Annotated in this window: 17 protein-coding genes; 5 read left to right on the top strand and 12 right to left on the bottom strand. The window is 47.6% G+C overall.

The features are described 5' to 3' along the window. Positions 1–122: 122 nt before the first annotated feature. Entirely contained in the window at positions 123–2,210 is a 2,088-nt protein-coding gene (locus tag AAKU64_RS11200) for a sensor histidine kinase (protein WP_354331759.1), read from the bottom strand. Continuing rightward, on the bottom strand, positions 2,210–2,914 hold the full coding sequence (locus AAKU64_RS11195; RefSeq protein ID WP_354331757.1) for a response regulator transcription factor: 705 nt from the start codon (positions 2,912–2,914) through the stop codon (positions 2,210–2,212). The genes AAKU64_RS11200 and AAKU64_RS11195 overlap by 1 nt, the downstream gene beginning before the upstream one ends. Before the next feature lie 79 nt (positions 2,915–2,993). Here AAKU64_RS11195 and AAKU64_RS11190 point away from each other — a divergent pair, with 79 nt between their 5' ends. The 3 genes from AAKU64_RS11190 to AAKU64_RS11180 all read left to right on the top strand — a co-directional run bounded on the left by AAKU64_RS11190 (position 2,994) and on the right by AAKU64_RS11180 (position 6,010). Beyond that, positions 2,994–3,143: a hypothetical protein gene (locus tag AAKU64_RS11190; RefSeq protein WP_354362148.1), complete on the top strand. Its 150-nt coding sequence runs from the start codon at positions 2,994–2,996 to the stop codon at positions 3,141–3,143. A 120-nt stretch (positions 3,144–3,263) separates the two neighbouring features. Continuing rightward, positions 3,264–4,565: a prohibitin family protein gene (locus AAKU64_RS11185; protein WP_354331755.1), complete on the top strand. Its 1,302-nt coding sequence runs from the start codon at positions 3,264–3,266 to the stop codon at positions 4,563–4,565. Between the two features lie 2 nt (positions 4,566–4,567). Continuing rightward, positions 4,568–6,010, top strand: a complete 1,443-nt coding sequence (locus tag AAKU64_RS11180; protein ID WP_354331753.1) for a hypothetical protein — start codon at positions 4,568–4,570, stop codon at positions 6,008–6,010. A 62-nt stretch (positions 6,011–6,072) separates the two neighbouring features. Here AAKU64_RS11180 and phoR read toward each other — a convergent pair whose 3' ends face one another. The 7 genes from phoR to pstS all read right to left on the bottom strand — a co-directional run bounded on the left by phoR (position 6,073) and on the right by pstS (position 13,306). Next, on the bottom strand, positions 6,073–7,392 hold the full coding sequence (phoR, locus tag AAKU64_RS11175) for a phosphate regulon sensor histidine kinase PhoR (protein ID WP_354331751.1): 1,320 nt from the start codon (positions 7,390–7,392) through the stop codon (positions 6,073–6,075). 303 nt (positions 7,393–7,695) lie between these two features. Further along, a complete protein-coding gene (gene phoB / locus AAKU64_RS11170) occupies positions 7,696–8,385 on the bottom strand; it encodes a phosphate regulon transcriptional regulator PhoB (RefSeq protein ID WP_322118148.1) in 690 nt (229 codons plus the stop codon). A gap of 8 nt (positions 8,386–8,393) precedes the next feature. Continuing rightward, positions 8,394–9,104, bottom strand: coding sequence for a phosphate signaling complex protein PhoU (phoU, locus tag AAKU64_RS11165; RefSeq protein ID WP_322118147.1), 711 nt, complete (start codon positions 9,102–9,104; stop codon positions 8,394–8,396). Between the two features lie 72 nt (positions 9,105–9,176). Then, complete coding sequence (gene pstB / locus AAKU64_RS11160; RefSeq protein ID WP_416200146.1) at positions 9,177–9,932, bottom strand: phosphate ABC transporter ATP-binding protein PstB; 756 nt, start codon at positions 9,930–9,932, stop codon at positions 9,177–9,179. A 126-nt stretch (positions 9,933–10,058) separates the two neighbouring features. After that, entirely contained in the window at positions 10,059–10,964 is a 906-nt protein-coding gene (pstA, locus tag AAKU64_RS11155) for a phosphate ABC transporter permease PstA (RefSeq protein ID WP_503012598.1), read from the bottom strand. After that, complete coding sequence (gene pstC, locus AAKU64_RS11150; protein WP_416200145.1) at positions 10,961–11,989, bottom strand: phosphate ABC transporter permease subunit PstC; 1,029 nt, start codon at positions 11,987–11,989, stop codon at positions 10,961–10,963. The genes pstA and pstC overlap by 4 nt, the downstream gene beginning before the upstream one ends. Before the next feature lie 264 nt (positions 11,990–12,253). Further along, a complete protein-coding gene (pstS, locus tag AAKU64_RS11145) occupies positions 12,254–13,306 on the bottom strand; it encodes a phosphate ABC transporter substrate-binding protein PstS (protein WP_354331865.1) in 1,053 nt (350 codons plus the stop codon). 211 nt (positions 13,307–13,517) lie between these two features. Between pstS and ppk1 the strand changes: the two genes are divergently transcribed. Further along, the gene (ppk1, locus tag AAKU64_RS11140; RefSeq protein ID WP_354331749.1) at positions 13,518–15,755 is read left to right on the top strand and encodes a polyphosphate kinase 1; all 2,238 of its coding nucleotides are present in this window, start codon (positions 13,518–13,520) and stop codon (positions 15,753–15,755) included. A gap of 1 nt (position 15,756) precedes the next feature. Further along, complete coding sequence (locus tag AAKU64_RS11135) at positions 15,757–16,239, top strand: SixA phosphatase family protein (protein ID WP_322118145.1); 483 nt, start codon at positions 15,757–15,759, stop codon at positions 16,237–16,239. Between the two features lie 117 nt (positions 16,240–16,356). On the opposite strand, the gene AAKU64_RS11130 is transcribed toward AAKU64_RS11135, so the two are convergent. The 3 genes from AAKU64_RS11130 to AAKU64_RS11120 all read right to left on the bottom strand — a co-directional run bounded on the left by AAKU64_RS11130 (position 16,357) and on the right by AAKU64_RS11120 (position 19,855). Beyond that, on the bottom strand, positions 16,357–18,612 hold the full coding sequence (locus tag AAKU64_RS11130; RefSeq protein ID WP_354331747.1) for a RelA/SpoT family protein: 2,256 nt from the start codon (positions 18,610–18,612) through the stop codon (positions 16,357–16,359). Between the two features lie 19 nt (positions 18,613–18,631). Beyond that, entirely contained in the window at positions 18,632–18,982 is a 351-nt protein-coding gene (locus tag AAKU64_RS11125) for a RidA family protein (RefSeq protein WP_354331745.1), read from the bottom strand. Positions 18,983–19,045: 63 nt separating this feature from the next. After that, on the bottom strand, positions 19,046–19,855 hold the full coding sequence (locus AAKU64_RS11120; RefSeq protein ID WP_354331743.1) for an alpha/beta fold hydrolase: 810 nt from the start codon (positions 19,853–19,855) through the stop codon (positions 19,046–19,048). Positions 19,856–20,367: the final 512 nt, after the last annotated feature.

Raw genomic sequence — 20,367 nt, 5'->3', positions numbered from 1 at the left:
TAATTAATCTAAGACCAAAACAGACGATTACTCTTGAGCGCCTGGTAGATAAGCTAGCTTGGCAGGACACTGGATTCCAGCCTTCGCTGGAATGACGCCCCTAAGCAAATTCACTAAGCCCATCAATCCGCTCGCTGCAAACTCAGCACAAAGCTTACGCCTTCCGCGGTGTTTTGGGCGCTGATCGTTCCACCCATTTTTGCCATATAGGTTTTTGCGACGAACAAACCTTGACCACGATTGCCATTGGCAGCGGAATCTTGCTGATCTGAGACGCCGTATTCAAAAATCTTATCCAGCATATCGTCTGCAATATGTTGGCCGACATTGTGGATCGTGATCGTAGCTGCGGTTTCGCTGATCAGTAAGTTGAGGGTAATCGCGCTGCCAGGCAGGCGATACCGGTCAGCATTTCGCAGTACATGGGTCACCACATCTTCTAGTGAGTAATCATCTGCTCTGACCATAACTGCCTGATCTCCGCCAATAAACTCTACTTGCTGTATGCCGACGCAAGGCGCGTTACCCGCAACGTTATGCAGAAAAGCGCTGATGTCGATACTGGTCACTTGCAATTCAGTCGATTGAAAAGCCTCACTCGGCGAGGCGTTGCCATACAGGACGCGTATCGCTTGTTGCATACGATGGATATAGCGGCTGCTCTGGTCATCTGCTGCGCCGTGTAAAGCCATCAGTGATTGCAAAGGGGACATAATCTCGTGCCCGACTGCATGCCACATTTGCTTCTCTTGTTCTGCACGAATGCCTTCACGCTCAACATCTTCTTTGACCCGCCGCAACAAGTCGTGCAAACAACTTGCCAGCACGCCTAATTCATCATCACCACGCAAATCACCGAGCTCAAATTGCTGCAAACCGCCAGCACCTTTAACCGTTTTTGAAAGGGACGCAGCGCGTTTAGTCAGCACCGTAATTTTGCGGATAATACTGATCTCCATCACCAACCAGGTGAGAAAAAGTGCCAGCAACATCGCACCGACAAACCAAGACACCCGCGTCGCCACTACCGCCAGACTTTTGCTAACACTGCGCAGATCGCCCTTGAGTACAACCTCATAGGTATCGAGTGCAGTGGTGATCTGGTCGCTGCTCTCTAAAGGTGTGTCGTAGTCATCTACTGGCAAACGACGGATCAGTCGAGTCAACAAATTCCATGACTCATTCTCTTGCTCGACCTGGGCATTCAGATTCACCAGCTCTTTGCCACCGGTCAGCTTGCGTATGCGCACGGTCTCACCAGGTAGTAATTGAGTTTGTAAATCTCTTAGAGAAAACGGCGGCGTTGGCGTGCCATTCTCACTATCAAACAAAATTTCGCCTATCGAGCCGGGAGCAATATCAGGCGCAAGAACGGCGATTTTGACCTTCACCTGATCTAAATCCTCAGGCGGCCAGACCGGACGTTTTTTCTCAAACAAGGCGTCTTGCCAGACAGCGATCGGCAGACGCAATGAATAGAAGGAGGTCTTGCTGCAAGTACTGTCCTGATCATCTAGTTCAGCCTGATTGCAATTCGCATTTTGCCAAATCCAACCACGAAATTCTTTGACCGGGCGCGCGTTGGGCTTGTCTGCTTCGCTCGCCCAGAATCCAGTTAACCTTCCACTTAATCCACGTTGGCCAATCGATTTTTTGCCAGCATCCGGCATTTTTTCAAACGGAGCAATCCATTGGTAAGTTTGTCCACGCAGGCTGACGCTAACGCGCATTCTGTGTGCCTGGGCAAGGCTCTCATCACCGCGCTGATGCGAGACCAGATCAGCGCTATTAAAACTACCTGCAACATAAATATAGCCGCCAGCCCAGGGATTATTCCCTATGCCTAAACAGAGCGATCCTGTCGTGCCGTATTGCACCAGACAACCGGACATCGCTACTGCTTGCTGCACCTTATTTTGATCATCAAAATCCAGCGCAGAAAATGGTAATAGCAAAGGATGCAAACTGTCGCTACCCTTTTCTGCGGGTGGATTAAGTAGCGCCAATTGTCCCGCCGGATGGCGCAAGGTGGATAAAATCTGCTCACGTGTTTTAGCAAAACTATGCTGATAATTTTTATAACTGAGCTGCTTTTCTTGCTGCAAAACTGAAACTGCTAAAGCCACAGTAGCAATTGCTAGCAGTAAAAATGCCGTACGAAATAATAACCGTAGTCGAAACGGTGCTAGTGCAGAAAAAAGCGATCTCATCACTTAGCGTCCACCCAACGGAAACCGCGCATAGGCACGTTTTCTATACCTTCAAAATCAGGATCAATCTCGCGGAAGGCATCGCGGATGGTACTGACATGTTTACGGATATTGTCACGGTTACGTCCACTTTTAACGACTTCATATAAATCGTCGTAAGACACGACTTGGCCGCGACTGGCAAATAAAGCGACCAAAATCCGCTGTGCCGTCAGTGGCAAATTAATCCGCTGACCACGCCAGATCGGACTGCGCTGGCGCAAAGGATCCATCGCTAACTCATCTATCACTTCGACTTGTTTGCCATTGTCTTTATGTTGCTTACGCTCTTTGACGGCACGCAAAATCTCCAGAAAAGTGTCGATAAAATCAGCTTCTTCAAAGGTCGCTTTTTGTAAATAATCCCAGGCGTCTAAGGCTTTCATAATGCTGCGATAAATCGTGGCGGGCATGGCTGACACCACCAGGACGGGCGTCGCCTGACTTTTGTTAATCACATTGATGATGGCAACGCCGGCATGGCGTTCGCGCCCTAACTCAATGTCGAGTACAACCAAATCATAGGTCTCACGTGCTAGCGCAGCTTCTGCATCGTCACGACTAAACCATTGATCTACCTGAATGCCGGGCTTGGCGGATTCTATCCAGGATTTAAGTTGGTTACTGGTTGGGAGATCGTCCTCGATGACGGCTACTTTTACCATGTTCTGCCTCTCTTGCTGTCTGCTAACGCATGTTGTTAGTCGATCATATTCAACCAAAATTCAACCAAAATTCAATCACATGAGTATCCACGCTTTCAGCACAAAAGTCATACCTCTGGCTGTGAGTTTTTACTCACACGGTCTTCCGTCGATTCCGCTGAAGGAGCAAGCGCTCTGGTGCGATGAAGATACTGGCACGGCTGCCTCGTTGATTCTTCCGCGCAGCTAGTCGCATGATGTGTCTCAGGGAACAGCAGCAAATAAACGCGGCGCCCACAGCAAGCTCAGTACCTATTCAGCACTCATTTAGTACCAATTTAGTACACAACGCCACTCACAGGAGAATGCCATGTCTGACCGTATCAAAACTATCGTGCAAGCTATCCGTTCCGCATTATCCAAGGGCGCATCCGGCGTGTTCCATACATCCGGCGGGATTGCGAATGGTGCAGGCAATGTCATCACAAGCGGTGTCAAAACTCATGGCGGCAAAATCATCAAACGTTTGTTGATTCTGGCAACGATAGGCGCTACTGGTTACGTCGTCGTCAAGCATCCGCCTGCACAAACCATAGAACGTGGTGAAGTCGGTATACGGATCAACCAATTCACCGGCGTATCAGAAGAATTGCGGGCTGGTACTGCCATGGTCATCCCTGGCATTCATGAATTACGTCGCTACTCCTTACTCGATCAAATCTATCGTCCTGTGAAAAGTGCTAAGGCCAATGGTGAAGCGCCATTTCAGTCGGTAGAAGGCTTGTCACTTGGTGTTGACCTGACTGTGCGATATGTCCTGGACCCAGCCAAATTAACTAGTATGAGCAAAAATCTACCGCGCGACATCAATGGTGAAATTGTTGAACCCGCCGTACAAGGCGTGATCTACAAAGCCTTTACCCGTTATACCGTGCGTGAAATTTTCTCTAGCAAACGTCAAGAAATCCAGCAATTAATCGAGGCCGAACTCAAGCCTAAACTGGCGACAGATGGCATCGTCCTCCGAAGCGTGATGATAGGCAAAGTTGATTTACCAGAAGACTACAAAGCAGGCATGGAAAAGCTGCTGGCAGAAGAGTTAGAGAGTGAAAAAATGCGCTACACCCTAGAACTAAAAAGTAAGCAGGTGCAGCAAACATCCTTAGAAGCCGATGCAGAAAAAATCCGTCGTGAAAAAAATGCAGAGGCAGCTGCCAGCGAGCAAATCATTGCAGCCAAAGCGCAAGAAGAAGCGATGAAGCATGTACTGCCATTTAAGCAAAAACAAATCGAACAAAGGCAGTTAGAGGCCGAAGCGGAAAAAATCTCTCGCATCAAAACCTCTGAAGGGACAGCGCAAGCCCGTATTATCGAAGCCTCCGGCGAAGCAGATTCACGCCGCAAACTGGCGGATGCAGAAGCCTATCGTCAGGATCTGGTCGGCAAAGTCGCCAGCGCACAATTAGAAAGAGATGGCGCGTTGCTGACGAAACATCCATTACTGATACAAAAAACCATGGCGGATAAATTGTCCGACAAAATTTCCGTCATCATCGCGCCACCGCCTGCAGATGGTGGCTTTATCGGATCGGCTTTATTGGGAATTGGTAAAAATCAGCAAGCGCACTTACAGACGACAACACCGACCAACACGACAGAAGAAAGCCAATAATCATGTTAGCTACTGCCATCACTTTAATCGCCATTGTGACCCAGGATCAGGCGCAGTTGCGCGCCTCGCCGAAAGATAGCGGACAACAGCAAGCCGTATTATGGCAAGGCGATAGTTTGGAAATCCGTGGTGAAAAACTCGATTACTTGCAAGTCTATGATCACCGCCGCGAACGCGCAGGTTATATCAAAGCCAGTCAGGTCAGAATGGTATCGATGAAGCCAGACGACGCACCAGAATTATTATCCGTGGTCCGGTTCTTACGTGATACGCCGGGTGCAGAGGCATTGGGTATTGCCTATACCGCAGCATTTTTAAAAGCAGCACCAGCACAGGCAATCAATGTAGAAGCTTTTGATGCGTTGGGTGGAATGGCAGAGCGTCTGGCGCGACGTGCATCGAACAAAGCGCTTGGTGCAACAATAAAACCAAATGAGGCCCAAATTTCTGCCCACTTAGAGGTCGCCGCTTATTACGGCGTTAATCTCAAAGGTTTAGAACGTGATGGTCGTATCCAGCTTTGCTATGACGGCGAAGCCTTCCGCCGCGTGCTGGCAATGAGCGCAAATCAAACGCAAAAAGCCACTGCAGCGCTGGCGCTGACACGTGCTGATTGCATCGATCCGGTGATGCGTCCAACCGAGCGCAATAGTCTTGATCTGTGGCGCGCCGACGTGCTAGATCGTGTTGATATCAGCGAGTTGCCGGAGTACCTGAAAAATCGTATTCATATGCGCCGTGCCGGTGTCTGGTCCAGCATCGCTTTTCAACATCAACGTAAAGGCGATAACAGCCAACCGGCAGCGACCCGTGCATTGACAGAATTAGCCGCAGTGAACAAAAGCGAAATGAGTGACGACGATCTGAATAGTTATGCCGATGCAGGCGTGCGTACAGGCAGTATGCGTTGGGCGGCGGAGCCGACACCGGTAGCGGTACCGACCAGCACTCCGACAGATGGAAAAAGCCTGCATATCGTCACAACTGCAGGCCAACCCGGCGAGACTTGTATTGCCTTGGTCGATGCAAAGCATGACGTAAAAGCACCGCTGGTACAGCGCTGTACTTATAGTCTGGTATGGACCGCATCAGCACGGCCGAACGCACAAGCGACTGCGCTGACTTTGGCGGTGCAACCGATGGATTCCTGGCGCGAAATGTGGCTATTCCATCAGAGCGGCAAGGACTGGGTGATTGATGTGCTGCCACCAGCCAATAGCGACCCCGATCTGGGTTATGCAGAATTTGCCGGCTGGGTACCTGGCACGACAAAAATGCTGGTCGCACGTGAAGCCAGAATCGATGGTCGCTACAAACGCAGTTTTGAATTAATCAGTATGGAGTCTTTACAAACAGAAAAATCGGCAGATAAGCCAAGCTCTTTAAGTCTGTTTTATCGCTGGCAAGATCCGGTATGGAAAAAGCAGACGATTAGTTTGCGGTGATGGAATGAGTTTTAAGAGTTCACGATCCCTGCAAAACAAGGATCGTGATTTCATCAAATCAATTACTGGAACAAGCCATCCTCATGCGCCACACTTGCCGATGCCGGAAATTGTACGCAGAACTTGCTACCGACATTCGGCGTAGATTCGATCACCAGATGGCCTTTATGGCGCAGCAATACATGCTTCACAATGGCTAAGCCAAGACCGGTGCCCTGTGTCTCGCGGGAACGGCTTTTATCAACGCGATAAAAACGCTCGGTTAATCGAGAGATATGATCGTTACTAATGCCGATACCATTATCTTGTACGATAAATTTCTGACCCTGACCATTGGTTTGATTTTTCCAAATCAGTTTGATTTCACCATTTTCTGGCGTATAGCGAATAGCATTAGTGACTAAGTTGGTTAGCGCGCTACGGATTTCATCATTGCTGCCTAATAAATCCGAGCCGTTAAATTCCAGACTAATATGATGCCGTCCGGCAGATAAGGCATGTGCTTCTTTTAAAATTTGCTCTAGCATGGCGCGCATGTCAATGCGCTCCGGGCGCATAGGATAATCGATCGATTCCAGACGGGTTAAGGTCAACATATCCTCAACCAGACGCTGCATACGTTCGCCCTGCTCTGCCATCAATTTAAGATGCGACATGCGGATGCTGGAATCCAGATCCGGCTGCATGGAGGCAATCTCCAGAAAACCGTTAATCACGGTCAGCGGTGTACGCAATTCATGCGAGGCGTTGGCGATAAAATCGCGCCGCATCATGTCTATACGTTCGGACTCTGTCACATCATGCGTGACCAGAATTTGACGTCGATTTTCAAACGGGATAATGTGGACGATCAGCTTGCGCTCGCGGAAAGACAAAGTAAGTGGCGAGTCATAGCGCCCTAAAATGATGTAGTCCATAAACTCGGGGCTGCGTACCAGATTGGTAATTCGCATGCCTTTATCTTGACGTAGACTCAGACCAAGATGGCTCTCCGCCGCGGGGTTGCACCATTCCAAAAATAGTACGTCGTCCATGATGACCACACCATCGGGCAACAAAGTCATGGCCTGGCGAAAGCGCGCCAGCCACTCTGCCAGTTCGGCCTGGTTTTTTTCATCGCCACGGCGCAGGCGATACAAACGAGAGAACACGTCAGTCCATGCGCCCCAGCCATCGGGTAGCCGAACCGTATTCGGATTGTCCAGCCAATCGGAGAGTCGCAGTAAATAGAATAACTGGATACAAATCAAACCCATCATTCCAGCCAGGCCGAGTAGCAAACCAGGCACCGCACCCCAACAAAACCAGCCTACCGCAGCGGTTAACAAAACGACGATCATACGCACTATGGCGGAAATCCAGAATACGAGATGAGGATGCATTAAATGGTCTAAATAATTTGCGAAATAAGATGCTAAACGAGATGCAAAACAGTATGCAAAACGAGATGCCGAGTCAGCTAGTAAATCAGCTACTAAAAATCAAGAACTGCGCTGACGAAGCGGCGTTAGTCAGATAATAACGTCTATGATAAATAATATACTCCATACCTGTATATATAAGCTGTCCATATAAATTCTGGACAATACGGCATTTTTAAAAAAATTTATGGGGAGTATATGGATTATATATAGTTTATTGTCAGCATATCGATATTACTGATTCTAAGCAAACTACAGCTCTGACTATTTTTCTGACAGCATATAACCGACGCTACGTACCGTTTTAATCAAGGACTCGGCCTCTTTCAATACTTTACGCAAACGCAGTACATGCACATCGACAGTACGCTCTTCAATCACGACATGGTCGCCCCAGACTTTGTCGAGTAATTGGCTACGGGAAAAAACGCGCTCTGGATGCGCCATAAAAAACTTGAGCAGCTTGTATTCCGCATGCCCGATATCGACTTTTTGCTCATCAATTTTGACAGTGCAACTCACTGGATCGAGTATCACCGGGCCCGCAGCTAATGCGCTTTGTGCATGTTCTGGGCTCTTGCGGCGCAACAAGGCTTTGATACGGGCGGTCAGCTCGCGGGGAGAAAACGGTTTCGTGACGTAGTCATCTGCACCATGATCCAGGCCAGCAATTTTGTCTTCTTCCATGCTTTTGGCAGTCAACATGATGACAGGCATCTCATTGAAGTTGCGGTCAGCACGAATTTTAGACAACAGCCGCAAACCGCTCTGGTCAGGCAGCATCCAATCCAACAAAATCAACTGTGGTGTTCTGCGTTGAATAAATTCCCATGCTTCTGCGGTGTTATTCACAGCAAATGTGTTCCAGCCAGCAGCACGGAGTGTAAAAGTAACCAGCTCGACAATTGCTGGTTCGTCTTCCACAATGAGGATTGTTGTCTTATCAGCAGCCATAATTTAGATTAGTTATTTTGCTCTTGTTTGGTCGCTACATAGTCAGAATGGCGGATGTCTTTGCCTTCGATAATATAGATCACGTGCTCAGCGATATTTTTAGAATGATCACCAATACGTTCAATCGCTTTGGCAACCCAGAGGGCGTCAAGCGAAGATGAAATCGTGCTTGGATCTTCCATCATAAAAGTAATCAGATTACGCATGATGGAACGGAAATCATTATCCACAATCGCATCTTGGGCAATCAGGCGCACTGCCTGCTCGCCATCCAGACGGGCAAAGCAATCTAGTGCCTGATGCAACATTTCACCTACGCCACTGGCCAACACACGCACGGTTTCGTAACCACTGAAGATGGCAACGGATTTACGATTGGCCGCAGCATCTCTGGCAATCCGTGCGATCTTGGTCGATTCATCGCCAATCCGTTCCAGATCGGTGATTACTTTGCCAGTCGCCATGACGGTACGCAGATCGTTCGCAGCAGGCTGGCGCTTGACGATGAGGTGGCTGCACATATCATCCAGCAATACCTCAAGGCGATTCACTTCTAGATCAGATTTGATTACCAGTTCTGCCTGATCTGCATTACCAGTGCGGAAGCACGACATCGCATCATGGAAATGGTTTTCAACCAAACCGCCCATCATCAAGACCTTGGAACGTATCGTTTCCAGATCATTGTCGTATTGTTTTGAAGAATGTTCACCTATCACGGTCTACTCCTAAATGTGCAATTTCTTACTTAGTTTTTAACTTAGTTTTTTACTTTATATCCACGCGCGCAGTTAGCCGAAACGACCCGTGATGTAATCCTGTGTTTCTTTTTTGACCGGATTCATAAAGATCTGATCGGTCTCACTAAATTCCACCAGTTCGCCCAAATACATATACGCGGTGTAATCAGAGCAACGCGCTGCTTGCTGCATGTTGTGCGTCACAATCGCGATGGTGTAATCCTGCTTTAACTCATGAATCAATTCTTCAATCTTGACGGTAGAGATCGGGTCCAGCGCCGAGGTTGGTTCGTCCAACAACAAGACTTCTGGCTTCACTGATACGCCGCGCGCGATGCACAAACGTTGTTGCTGACCACCAGATAAACTCAGACCGCTTTTATTCAGTTTGTCTTTAACTTCGGTCCACAATGCTGCTTTTTTCAATGCCCATTCAACCCGTTCATCCATCTCACCTTTGGACAAATTTTCATACAAGCGAACACCGAATGCGATGTTGTCATACACCGACATCGGGAACGGTGTCGGCTTCTGAAACACCATACCAACTTTGGCGCGCAAAAGATTGATGTCTTGATCGGCATCTAAAATATTCTTACCGTTGTACATAATCTTGCCCTCGGCACGCTGGCCTGGATACAGATCATACATACGATTTAAAGTCCGCAATAATGTCGATTTTCCGCAACCAGAAGGACCGATAAATGCAGTCACTTTTTTGTCATGGATATTCAAATTAATATCACGCAAGCTACGTGTCGCACCGTAGAAAAAATTCAATCCAGAAATTTCTATCGACATTTTCATGTCTGCGCTGGCAGTCGCACTCGAAGATGAATTTAAACCAGCATTCATCGATGGATTAATAGCTACGTTGATTCCATTATTCATATTTGTACTCATTGGCGTTGTCATCATGCTGGTTCCAAGAAATTAATTTTGTACTTTTTGATTAAACATCGTGCGAGACAGGATATTCAATCCCAATACGCTAAATGTAATCAGCAAAGCGCCGCCCCATGCAAGGTCACGCCAGTTGTCGTAAGGACTCATAGCGAACTGGTAAATCACTACAGGCAAGTTGGCCATCGGCTTATTCATATTGCCGTTAAAGAATTGGTTATTCAATGCAGTGAATAACAAAGGTGCGGTCTCACCAGAGATACGGGCAACCGCTAACAAAATACCAGTAACGACACCCGCTTTAACAGCGCGCAAACGGATTAGCAAAGCGACTTTCCAGCGCGGTGCGCCGAGTGCAAAAGCAGCTTCGCGCAAACTGGTTGGCACTAATCCGAGCATATTATCTGTGGTACGCACAACCACCGGTATGGCAATCAAGGAGATCGCTAAACTACCGGCCCATCCAGAAAAATGTTTAACATTAAATACATAGATGGCATACACAAACAAACCAATGACTATGGAAGGTGCTGACAACATAATGTCCGTCACAAAGCGTGTGATGCTGCCAAACCAGCTTTTATCACCGTATTCTGCGAGGTAGATACCGGCCAAAATTCCAATCGGCGTACTGATCAGAGTAGCGAAACCGACCATCATAAAACTACCCACAATCGCGTTCATCAAACCGCCGCCATCGCTACCTGGCGCTGGCGTTGTTTCTGTGAACATATCTAAGCTAATCGCTGAGAAACCTTTGATCAGCAAAGTGAACAAAATCCACATCAGGAAAAACACGCCTAATGCCATTGCCAGAGAAGACAAGGTAATACCGATTCTATGCATCAGCAAACGACGTTTGTAGACAGGATTATTTGCTGAAGAATTTAAAGCGTTGCTGGCGAGGGTCATAGGACTGGTTGAATTCGTGCTCATTTTGCACCTTCTTTTCTGGTCAAACCAAGCAACATTAATTTAGCTGCGGCCAAAACAATAAATGTGATGACAAACAAAATCAGGCCAAGCAAGAACAACGATGATGTATGCAACACGGTCTCGGCTTCGGCAAATTCATTCGCTAAGGTAGAGGCAATACTGTTACCCGGAGCGAACAAAGACCAAGATAATTTGTGCGCATTACCGATCACAAAAGTAATCGCCATAGTCTCGCCCAAAGCCCGACCTAAGCCCAGCATCACACCGCCGACTACACCGATTTTTGTATAAGGCAAAACGATTTTTCTAACGACTTCCCATTTAGTACAGCCAAGACCGTAGGCCGACTCTTTTAAGACTGGCGGGACAACTTCAAACACATCACGCATGACAGACGCGATAAAAGGAATAATCATGATCGCTAAGATCACACCGGCAGACAAAATACCGATACCTATCATAGGGCCAGAAAACATCACTCCAATCACAGGCAATTTACCTAGCGTTGCGTGTAACGCTGGTTGTATGTAATCCGAAAACAGCGGTGCGAATACAAACAAACCCCACATACCGTAAATAATACTTGGCACACCGGCCAATAATTCTATTGAAGTACCAAGCGGGCGTTTAAGCCAGGCGGGACAAATCTCAGTTAAAAACAAAGCGATACCAAAACTCACCGGGAAGGCGATCAGCAAGGCGATAATCGAGGTTGCCAGGGTACCGACAATGGCGATCAAACCACCGTATTTATCATTGACCGGGTCCCACTCTATCGTCGTCACGAAGGCAAAACCAAATTCTTGCATCGCTGGCCAAGCGCGAATGATGAGTGAAATAATGATGCCTACAAGCACCACCAAAACAAACAAAGCGAAGCCGAATGTCAGTTTATGAAATAAAAAATCCTGCCACTGCTGACGGCGCATCACCGCTGCCATATTCACCTCAGCATGATTTGCTGGTGCGCTTGGCTGCGTTGTATGTTGCTGCGGATTGCTTGATGTAGATGAGGAGGCTGACATAGCGATCGGAGGTTGTTGTGTCTGCATGGAAGGAGATTTCCATATTGGTTTACTAGCAGCTTAATAAGTGATCGGCATGAACATCGTTGTCTGGTCCGTTAACTTACCAGTTCACTTACGCGTTGACTTACCTGTTCATGACCACTTAAACAAAGGCACTGAAATCAAACAGTGCCTGTAAAACTCTTGATTAACATCGTCGGAACTTCGAAGTTTTACAAGGTAACTTCGTCGCTCCGATGCTGTAGATTCAAACTAAATTAATTACCAGATTGCTTTACCAGAAGCGTCTTTGATTTTAGATTTCCAGCTATCTTCAATTAACTTAACAACTGGTGCTGGCAAAGATACATATTCCAACTCAGTCGCCATCGCGCCACCGTTTTTGAATGCCCAGTCAAAGAATTTCAACACTTCTTTACCCTTGTCAGCTTCTACTTGGGATTTGTACATAATGATGAAAGATGCGCCAGTGATAGGCCATGTAACTTTGCCTGGCTGGTTAGTCAACACCAAATACATACCTGGTGCTTTTGCCCAGTCTGCACCAGCGGCAGCCGCTTTGAAGTTTTCATCATCAGGCTGTGCGAACTGACCATCTGCATTTTTCAACAAGGTATAGGTCATTTTGTTACGTTTTACGTAAGCGTACTCAACATAACCGATGGAATTTTTGATACGTTGTACGTTAGCTGCAACGCCTTCGTTACCTTTACCGCCCAAACCAACTGGCCATTTGACTGCAGTGCTTGCGCCAACGACTGTTTTGAATTCTGCATTGACTTTAGACAGATAGTCAGACCACAAGAATGTTGTACCGGAACCGTCAGAACGGTGTACAACATTGATGTCTTCTGCTGGCAATTTGATACCTGGATTCAATGCAACGATCTCTGGTGCATTCCATTTTGTGATCTTGCCTATGTAGATACCGGCGAGTACGTCACCAGTCATCTTCATCTTACCTGGCTCAACACCATCCAGATTAACGACAGGCACTACACCGCCAATGATCGCCGGGAATTGTGTCAGGCCATCGGCTTCCAGCTCTTCTAACTTCAAAGGCATGTCTGATGCGCCGAAATCGACTGTTTTTGCTTTAATTTGTTTGATACCACCGCCAGAACCGATAGACTGATAGTTCAAGCCATTGCCGGTTGCTTTTTTATAGGCTTCTGCCCATTTAGCGTAGATTGGATAAGGGAAGGTGGCACCAGCGCCAGTCATATCTGCGGCATAGGCGGCAGATAAAGAAACAGTTGCACCGACTGCTGCCAGCGTAACAACTAAAGATTTGACGATACGATTGAGTTGCATATTCACCTCTGAGTTAAATAACATGATGCTATCCATTTAGTACGAAGCGAACTCTACAATCCAATTGTGACAAGATTATGACTTCATTTAATATGATGTAATAATAGATGAAACGATATGAAAATTTGTATTTTTCTGTCATAAACTTGTCATATTGCTTCTTTACAATCTATTCACCTATCTATGACGGTCTCTATGACACGCGAGCAAAATGCAAGATCAAAAATTACCCGACCCATCAGCGGAAAAAGTGGTGACTGTCAGTGAAGAAGACTTGCATGAAACGCCACACGCTGATACAAAAACACCACCGAAACCACCGGCAAAACCAATTGTGACAGGCCACAATACGCAAACTCCCCAGGCACCAACGGAGTTGCCGCGCTCGGCAATCTTCCTTGACCGAGAGATGTCACAGATCGCGTTTAACTGGCGAGTACTGGCGCAGGCGGAAGATAAAACGATCCCTTTGATGGAGAGACTGCGCTACTTATGTATCGTCGGTAGCAACTTGGATGAATTTTTTGAAGTCAGGGTCGCCAGCCTGTTAGCGCAAAATACGATTGATGGCGAGTTGGCACAGCATGCGACTTTTGTTGCGATGATGGAGCGCATTAATACCGAATGCCATCAACTGGCAAAACGCCAATACGAAGTATTAAATCAAGAAATCCTGCCGCAATTGGCACGCAAGCGTATCCATTTATTGCGTCATACCGATAGAAATGAAGCGCAACGCGCCTGGGTGAAAAGCTATTTTGACCGCGAAGTCAAACCGCTGCTCACACCGATCGGCCTTGATCCGGCACATCCATTTCCACAGGTTGTTAATAAAAGTCTTAATTTTATCGTCTCACTGGCAGGCAAAGATGCTTTCGGTCGGGATACTGCGATTGCGATTGTAAAAGCACCACGGGTACTGCCGCGTGTAATTAAATTGCCAGATGAGTTGTCGGACAAAGGCTTATCGTTCTGCCTGTTATCCTCAGTTATTCATGCGCATATTGGCGATTTATTCAATGGTCGTGAGGTATTGGCGTATTCACAATTCCGCGTCACGCGCGATAGCGATTTGTGGGTTGATGAGGAAGAAGTTAAAAATCTGCGCCAGGCTTTACAAGGCGAATTACAAAGTCGTCAGTTTGGTGTTGCAGTTCGCTTAGAAGTTGCAAAAAACTGCCCTAATGATTTAGCCCAGTTTTTACTATCTCAATTTGCATTAGATCAAGATCGCTTATATCCGGTAGATGGTCCGGTGAATATGGTGCGCTTGTCAGAGTTAGTCGATCACGTCAAGCAACCTAGCCTGCGCTTCCCGCCCTTCTCGGCCAAGATTAATTCAAAATATACCCATAACGATATTTTTACTTTACTTGGTAAGCAAGATATTTTGCTGCACCACCCTTTCCAACCGTTTCAGACAGTCATTGATTTCATCCGGTCAGCCTCACTCGACCCAAGTGTCGTCGCAATTAAACAGACAATTTATCGTACCGGCATGAATTCAGATTTGATGGAGTCGCTGATCACTGCGGCACGTCATGGCAAAGAAGTGACTGTCATCGTAGAACTAATGGCGCGCTTTGATGAAGAAGCCAATATCAACTGGGCGGACCGACTGCAAAGAGCTGGTGCGCAAGTTGTGTATGGTGTGGTTGGATTAAAGACGCATGCCAAGCTGGCACTGGTGATACGGCGTGAAGAAGGAGGCGTCTTGCGCCATTATGCGCACATGGGTACAGGTAATTATCATCCGTCAACTACCAAGTTTTACACCGATTTTGGTTTGCTCACTGCACACCCGGAACTGGCGGCTGAGGTGAATGAAGTCTTCATTCATTTAACCGGATTAAATAAACCCAAGAAGCTGGAATACCTTTGGCTAGCGCCATTTGCCCTCCAACCACAAATCATCAAAGCCATCCGTAACGAAGCCAAAATCGCGCGCTCGGGTCGGCCTGGTCGTATCATCGCAAAAATGAATGCCTTGCTGGATGAATCCGTCATCCGCGCTTTGTATGCTGCCTCTGCCGATGGCGTAAAAATTGATCTGATCATTCGCGGTGCCTGCGCCCTGCGACCTGGCGTACCGGGATTATCGGAAAACATCAAGGTGCGCTCTATCATCGGACGTTTTTTGGAACACAGCCGCATTTATTATTTCCGCAATGATCTGGCACATGATGTCCATCTGGCCAGTGCTGATTGGATGAGTCGTAATTTATTCCGCCGGATTGAAGTGGCCTTCCCGATTTTGGATAAATCCCTGAAAAAACGGGTGATCACAGAAGGCCTTGACCCCTATTTAAAAGATAACGTCAATGCCTGGACGCTGGATAGTGAGGGCGAATACCACCGCAAAAAAGCCCGCACAAAACAGGCCGCTATCTGCGCACAACAGAGCCTGATGCAACGCCTAGGCTCTTTGTCTGAAACAGAGGGCGAATAAAATGGACTTGATCTTGTGGCGCCATGCAGAAGCAGAAATAGCAACGCCAGAGATGCCCGACAGCTTTCGTAAGCTCACAGGCAAAGGCATTAAACAAGCTAATAAAATGGCCTATTGGCTAGATAGTAATTTACCTGAGACCTGTCGCATCCTGGTTAGCCCAACGGTAAGAACCAGAGAGACCATGGCAGCACTCGACCGCAAGTTTAAAGTGCTGCATGAGATAGGCCCAGATGCAGATGCAGACGCCTTGCTACAAGCGGCCAACTGGCCGAATAGCCGCGAACCTGTGCTGATCATTGGACACCAGCCAACCCTGGGGCAAGTCGCTGCACGTCTGATCGCACCAATGCAACAAGAGTGCGCAGTGCGCAAAGGTAATGTCTGGTGGATTAGCCAAAAGCAGAGAAACAAAGAGGAAGGCGACGACGATTTGCAAACCTATCTGAAAGCGATTATGTCGCCGGACTTGGTTATAAAATAAAAGTAATAGCAAAAAGGGAGCTTATAAAACAGAGCTTCTAAAACAAGACGTCCAATAAAAGTGCGGCTCCTGGCACGAAATCATGCCAGGAGCCGCACTTTCATTGGACGTTCTAGTTTAATTCCTTCGTACCTCTAATACTCCGCTCACTTCCCGTATCACCATCAAGGCTTTTTGCAGTTGCGCTGTGCCGGTGATTTCTGCAGTAAACGACATCCGCGCCTGCGACTTCGCGCTTTGTGTGTTGACACCGATCACATTGATTTTTTCTCGGGAGAATACTTCTGAGATATCGCGTAACAATCCTTGTCTGTCTTGTGCCAGCACAAAAATATCAACCGGATAAACCGTTTCTTTACCGTGCTCGCCCCAGGTGGTTTGCAATACACGTTCAGGCGCTTTAGTCCGCATTTCCGCAAAATTTTTGCAGTTAAGACGGTGAATAGAAACCCCTTTGCCACGTGTGACGAAACCAATAATGCCATCTGGTGGCGCAGGTTTACAACAGCGTGCTAGCTGCGTCATCAGACCTTCGGTACCGACAACCAGTACGCCGGACTTAGCACCTTGGGTCACGCTGGACGCGCGGCTTTTATTGGTAATATCAATTTCGTCCGGGTCGACGACCTCGACGGTTTCGCGCAAACTATTTTCTATCTGGCGCAGACTGAACTCATCTTTACCGACCGACAAAAATAATTCTTCTACATTGGCAAACCCCAGCTTGCGCGCCAATTCATCCAGATTGACGGCGGTTTTACCTTCGCGCTGCAAGGTTTTTTCAACAAGCGATCGACCATTCGAAAGCGTTTCTTGCTGATCAATCACATTAAACCAAGCGCGAATTTTGCTGCGGGTACGGGTGCTCGCTGAATATTCTATGTTGAGCCAATCGCGCGACGGTCCGGTCTGGGACGAGCCTACTTTGAGCGTAATGATCTCTACCGTCTGACCATTTTTTAGCGGCGTATTTAGTGGCACCATGACGTTATCGACGCGCGCACCACGACAACGATGTCCGACATCGGTATGCAAATGGTAAGCAAAATCGACCGGGGTAGAGCCACTCGGCAATTCAATCACACGCGCTTGCGGCGTCAGGACATAAATACGATCATCCAGCGTCGCTGCTTTGATTTTTTCTACCCATTCACGCTGTAATTCTTCCTGACCAACCACCACATCGGCGACCTCGGATTTCCATGCTAATAGTTGTCTGAGCCAAGCAATTTTTTCATCGTATTCTTGTGCAGAAAAATTGGACCCACCAGATTCTTTATAGCGCCAGTGCGCTGCTACGCCATACTCAGCAAACTGATGCATGGCGCGGGTGCGTATTTGCACTTCCAGCGGACGGCCATCTTCCACCACCACGACGGTATGCAATGATTGATAGCCATTTTGTTTTGGGCGAGAAATATAATCGTCAAACTCATTAGGCAGCGGAGTCCACGCGTTATGGACCAAGCCCAAAACGGTGTAGCAATCTTTAACATCATCAACCACCACACGGAAAGCACGCACGTCGTATAGCTCATCAAAATTGACGTCCTTGCCCTTCATCTTTTTAAAAATACTGTAGATGTGTTTAGGTCGTCCAGAGACCTCTGCTTTGATGTCAGCTGCTTTTAATTCTGCATTCAGACGACTAATCGCAGAGACCACAAAACTCTCGCGCTCCAGCCTTTTTTCTTCCAGCATTTTGGCGATACGTTTGTATTGCGCAGGCTCCATAAAACGGAAGGATAAATCTTCTAACTCCCATTTCAATTGCCAGACACCCAGCCGGTTTGCCAGCGGCGCATACAAATCCATGGTCTCGCTAGCGTATTGCTGTGATACGGCATCGTCACGTTTACAATCAGCGAAATAACGCAAGGTCGTCACGCGCGACGCCAAGCGAACAAGGACTACACGCATATCGGTTGCCATCGCTAGCACCATCTTGCGCAAGGTTTCCATTTGGGTCGCGGTTTTTTCTGCGGAGTCCTTGCCGCGACCAACATCATGTTGGGTCAAGGCCGCCTCGCGCAGGCGCATCAGACGGCGAATACCAGAGACCAGATCGCCAATTTCTTTACCAAACCGAGTTTCAATTTGTGCGGCGGCAGCGGGACTTAGTTCCGGCAATTCAAACAATAAACCAGCAATCCGGGTATCCACATCGGTACGCAACATCACCAATGTAGAAACGACGCCCTGCACAAATTGCAGCGCATTTTGACCTGTGACCACATTACGATTTACGTATAAAGGAGTGACGAATTCAAGTGCTGCCATGACGCGGGCAGATTCGCTCTCCGACAATCCTTCTAACAATTGCGACTGCAATTGAGATTCTGACGGCGCTGCTAATGCTGATGTCGATACCATAATGTCTATTTGTTTTTACTTATTTTTGTGCCGCAGTAACGACTACTTCAATCAACCAATCCGGATTTGCCAACGCGGCTTGTACAGTCGCCCTTGGCGGTGCATTACCCTCAGCAACCCATGCGTCCCATGCCTGATTCATGCCGCTAATTTGAGTAATATCGGATAAAAAAATCTGACACATCAGAATGTGCGATTTGTCGCTTCCGGCCTCCGCTAGCAGGCGGTCAACATGCCCCAATACTTCCGTAGTTTGGCCGATAATATCTTGGCTGGTATCTTCGGGAATCTGACCGGCTAAATAAATCGTTTTATTAAAAATAGCAGTTTCGGACAAGCGTTGCCCGACATGAAAACGTTGTAAGCTCATTGCAATCCTGCTGATTGATCACTCATTATAGAAACCTCTATGACTGTCCGATGAGGCATAGTTTTATGCCAGAAAAAACGCTCTGGCAATCGCGATTTGTTCCGGCTGCACAAATGTAGGAGCATGACCAACGCCCGGGATTTCTACCACGGCGGCACGCGGGCCACGCTGTGTCATTTCTTGTGCGGTCTGCTCGCTGAGCAAATCTGACTCAGAACCTCTGACGACCAAGGTCTGGCACTTTATCGCATCATAGGCCGCCCACAACATGCCCTGCCCTGCCAAAGCGATTTCCGGTGTCGTGGCTTTAATTGGCGCTGCCAAACCCAAATCATAATGACGTATCCATTGACCGTCTTGATTTTGCTTCAAGACATCAGTCGCCAGCTTATGCCATTGCGCATCGCTATGCGGGCCGAAGGAAATGGAAACCTGCTTAATGTAAGCGGCAGCTTCCTCAAAAGTATTGAAACGTACATCCTGGCCTATGTAGTCTCCAATGCGCACCAGTGCCGCGGGATTGAGTACTGGACCAACGTCGTTCAAGATCAGTTTTCTGATAGGACTCTCCGGCATGGCTGCTAAACCCATGCCAATCAATCCCCCCATCGAGGTGCCAAACCAATCTACCGTTTCAACATCCAACCTTGCAACCAGGGTCACCATATCGCTGACATATTGAGGCACTTGATAAAACTGGGGGTTGCGCAACCAATCCGACTGACCCCGCCCGACAACGTCAGGGCAAACGACGCGATAAGTATCCGACATCACTTCCGCCAAGGCATCGAAATCGTCCGCTACCCGGCTGAGGCCATGCACACAAACCAGCACGCGGGGATTGAGAGGATCGCCCCATTGTTTATAGGACATGCGATGTAATCCTGCAGGGGAAACACATTGAACGGATTTGCGTAGTGCAATCATGGGCGAGCCTTATCTGATTGATCGTTGGGATGAAGCAATTTGATATTTTACGATGCTTGAACTGCGGCTACTGTTCGTTTTCGTACTTATTTTAAACAAATGTCTAATATGGCTTAGGACGAAAACGATTACTCGCACTGGCATTACAATTAATTTATATACTGGATATAAGTATATTTAAGTTGTCCATACATTTAATGGTTTACAACCGATATTTTAAAAAAATAGTGGGGAGTATATTCATTAAGCGTAATATGCTGATAAAAAATAGTGCTACGATCAAACCACTTCTGTACGACTAAGCACGTTTGGGCGATGCTGGCGAAATGTCTGGCACCTCCCAAAAAGCGATTTTGCTTTCATTTGAGCTTCTTGCAAAATACCCAAACCAGTAAAGTCGAGCATGGGTGTGGCCACTGTTGCGATTGGTTTTCTTGTTTGAAGCGGCACATGTGACA

It is taken from the genome of Undibacterium sp. GrIS 1.8 (assembly GCF_040544445.1).
Classification (GTDB): domain Bacteria; phylum Pseudomonadota; class Gammaproteobacteria; order Burkholderiales; family Burkholderiaceae_D; genus Undibacterium.
The sequence above is the reverse complement of the archived record's forward strand: the minus strand, read 5'-3'. Positions and strand labels throughout refer to the sequence as shown.

Excerpts from the sequence above, each read along its gene's own strand:
- AAKU64_RS11200 (WP_354331759.1), bottom strand. The coding sequence starts at position 2,210 with ATGAGATCGCTTTTTTCTGCACTAGCACCGTTTCGACTACGGTTATTA.
- AAKU64_RS11195 (WP_354331757.1), bottom strand. The coding sequence starts at position 2,914 with ATGGTAAAAGTAGCCGTCATCGAGGACGATCTCCCAACCAGTAACCAA.
- AAKU64_RS11190 (WP_354362148.1), top strand. The coding sequence starts at position 2,994 with ATGAGTATCCACGCTTTCAGCACAAAAGTCATACCTCTGGCTGTGAGT.
- AAKU64_RS11185 (WP_354331755.1), top strand. The coding sequence starts at position 3,264 with ATGTCTGACCGTATCAAAACTATCGTGCAAGCTATCCGTTCCGCATTA.
- AAKU64_RS11180 (WP_354331753.1), top strand. The coding sequence starts at position 4,568 with ATGTTAGCTACTGCCATCACTTTAATCGCCATTGTGACCCAGGATCAG.
- phoR (WP_354331751.1), bottom strand. The coding sequence starts at position 7,392 with ATGCATCCTCATCTCGTATTCTGGATTTCCGCCATAGTGCGTATGATC.
- phoB (WP_322118148.1), bottom strand. The coding sequence starts at position 8,385 with ATGGCTGCTGATAAGACAACAATCCTCATTGTGGAAGACGAACCAGCA.
- pstB (WP_416200146.1), bottom strand. The coding sequence starts at position 9,932 with ATGAAAATGTCGATAGAAATTTCTGGATTGAATTTTTTCTACGGTGCG.
- pstA (WP_503012598.1), bottom strand. The coding sequence starts at position 10,964 with ATGAGCACGAATTCAACCAGTCCTATGACCCTCGCCAGCAACGCTTTA.
- pstC (WP_416200145.1), bottom strand. The coding sequence starts at position 11,989 with ATGTCAGCCTCCTCATCTACATCAAGCAATCCGCAGCAACATACAACG.
- pstS (WP_354331865.1), bottom strand. The coding sequence starts at position 13,306 with ATGCAACTCAATCGTATCGTCAAATCTTTAGTTGTTACGCTGGCAGCA.
- ppk1 (WP_354331749.1), top strand. The coding sequence starts at position 13,518 with ATGCAAGATCAAAAATTACCCGACCCATCAGCGGAAAAAGTGGTGACT.
- AAKU64_RS11135 (WP_322118145.1), top strand. The coding sequence starts at position 15,757 with ATGGACTTGATCTTGTGGCGCCATGCAGAAGCAGAAATAGCAACGCCA.
- AAKU64_RS11130 (WP_354331747.1), bottom strand. The coding sequence starts at position 18,612 with ATGGTATCGACATCAGCATTAGCAGCGCCGTCAGAATCTCAATTGCAG.
- AAKU64_RS11125 (WP_354331745.1), bottom strand. The coding sequence starts at position 18,982 with ATGAGCTTACAACGTTTTCATGTCGGGCAACGCTTGTCCGAAACTGCT.
- AAKU64_RS11120 (WP_354331743.1), bottom strand. The coding sequence starts at position 19,855 with ATGTCCTATAAACAATGGGGCGATCCTCTCAATCCCCGCGTGCTGGTT.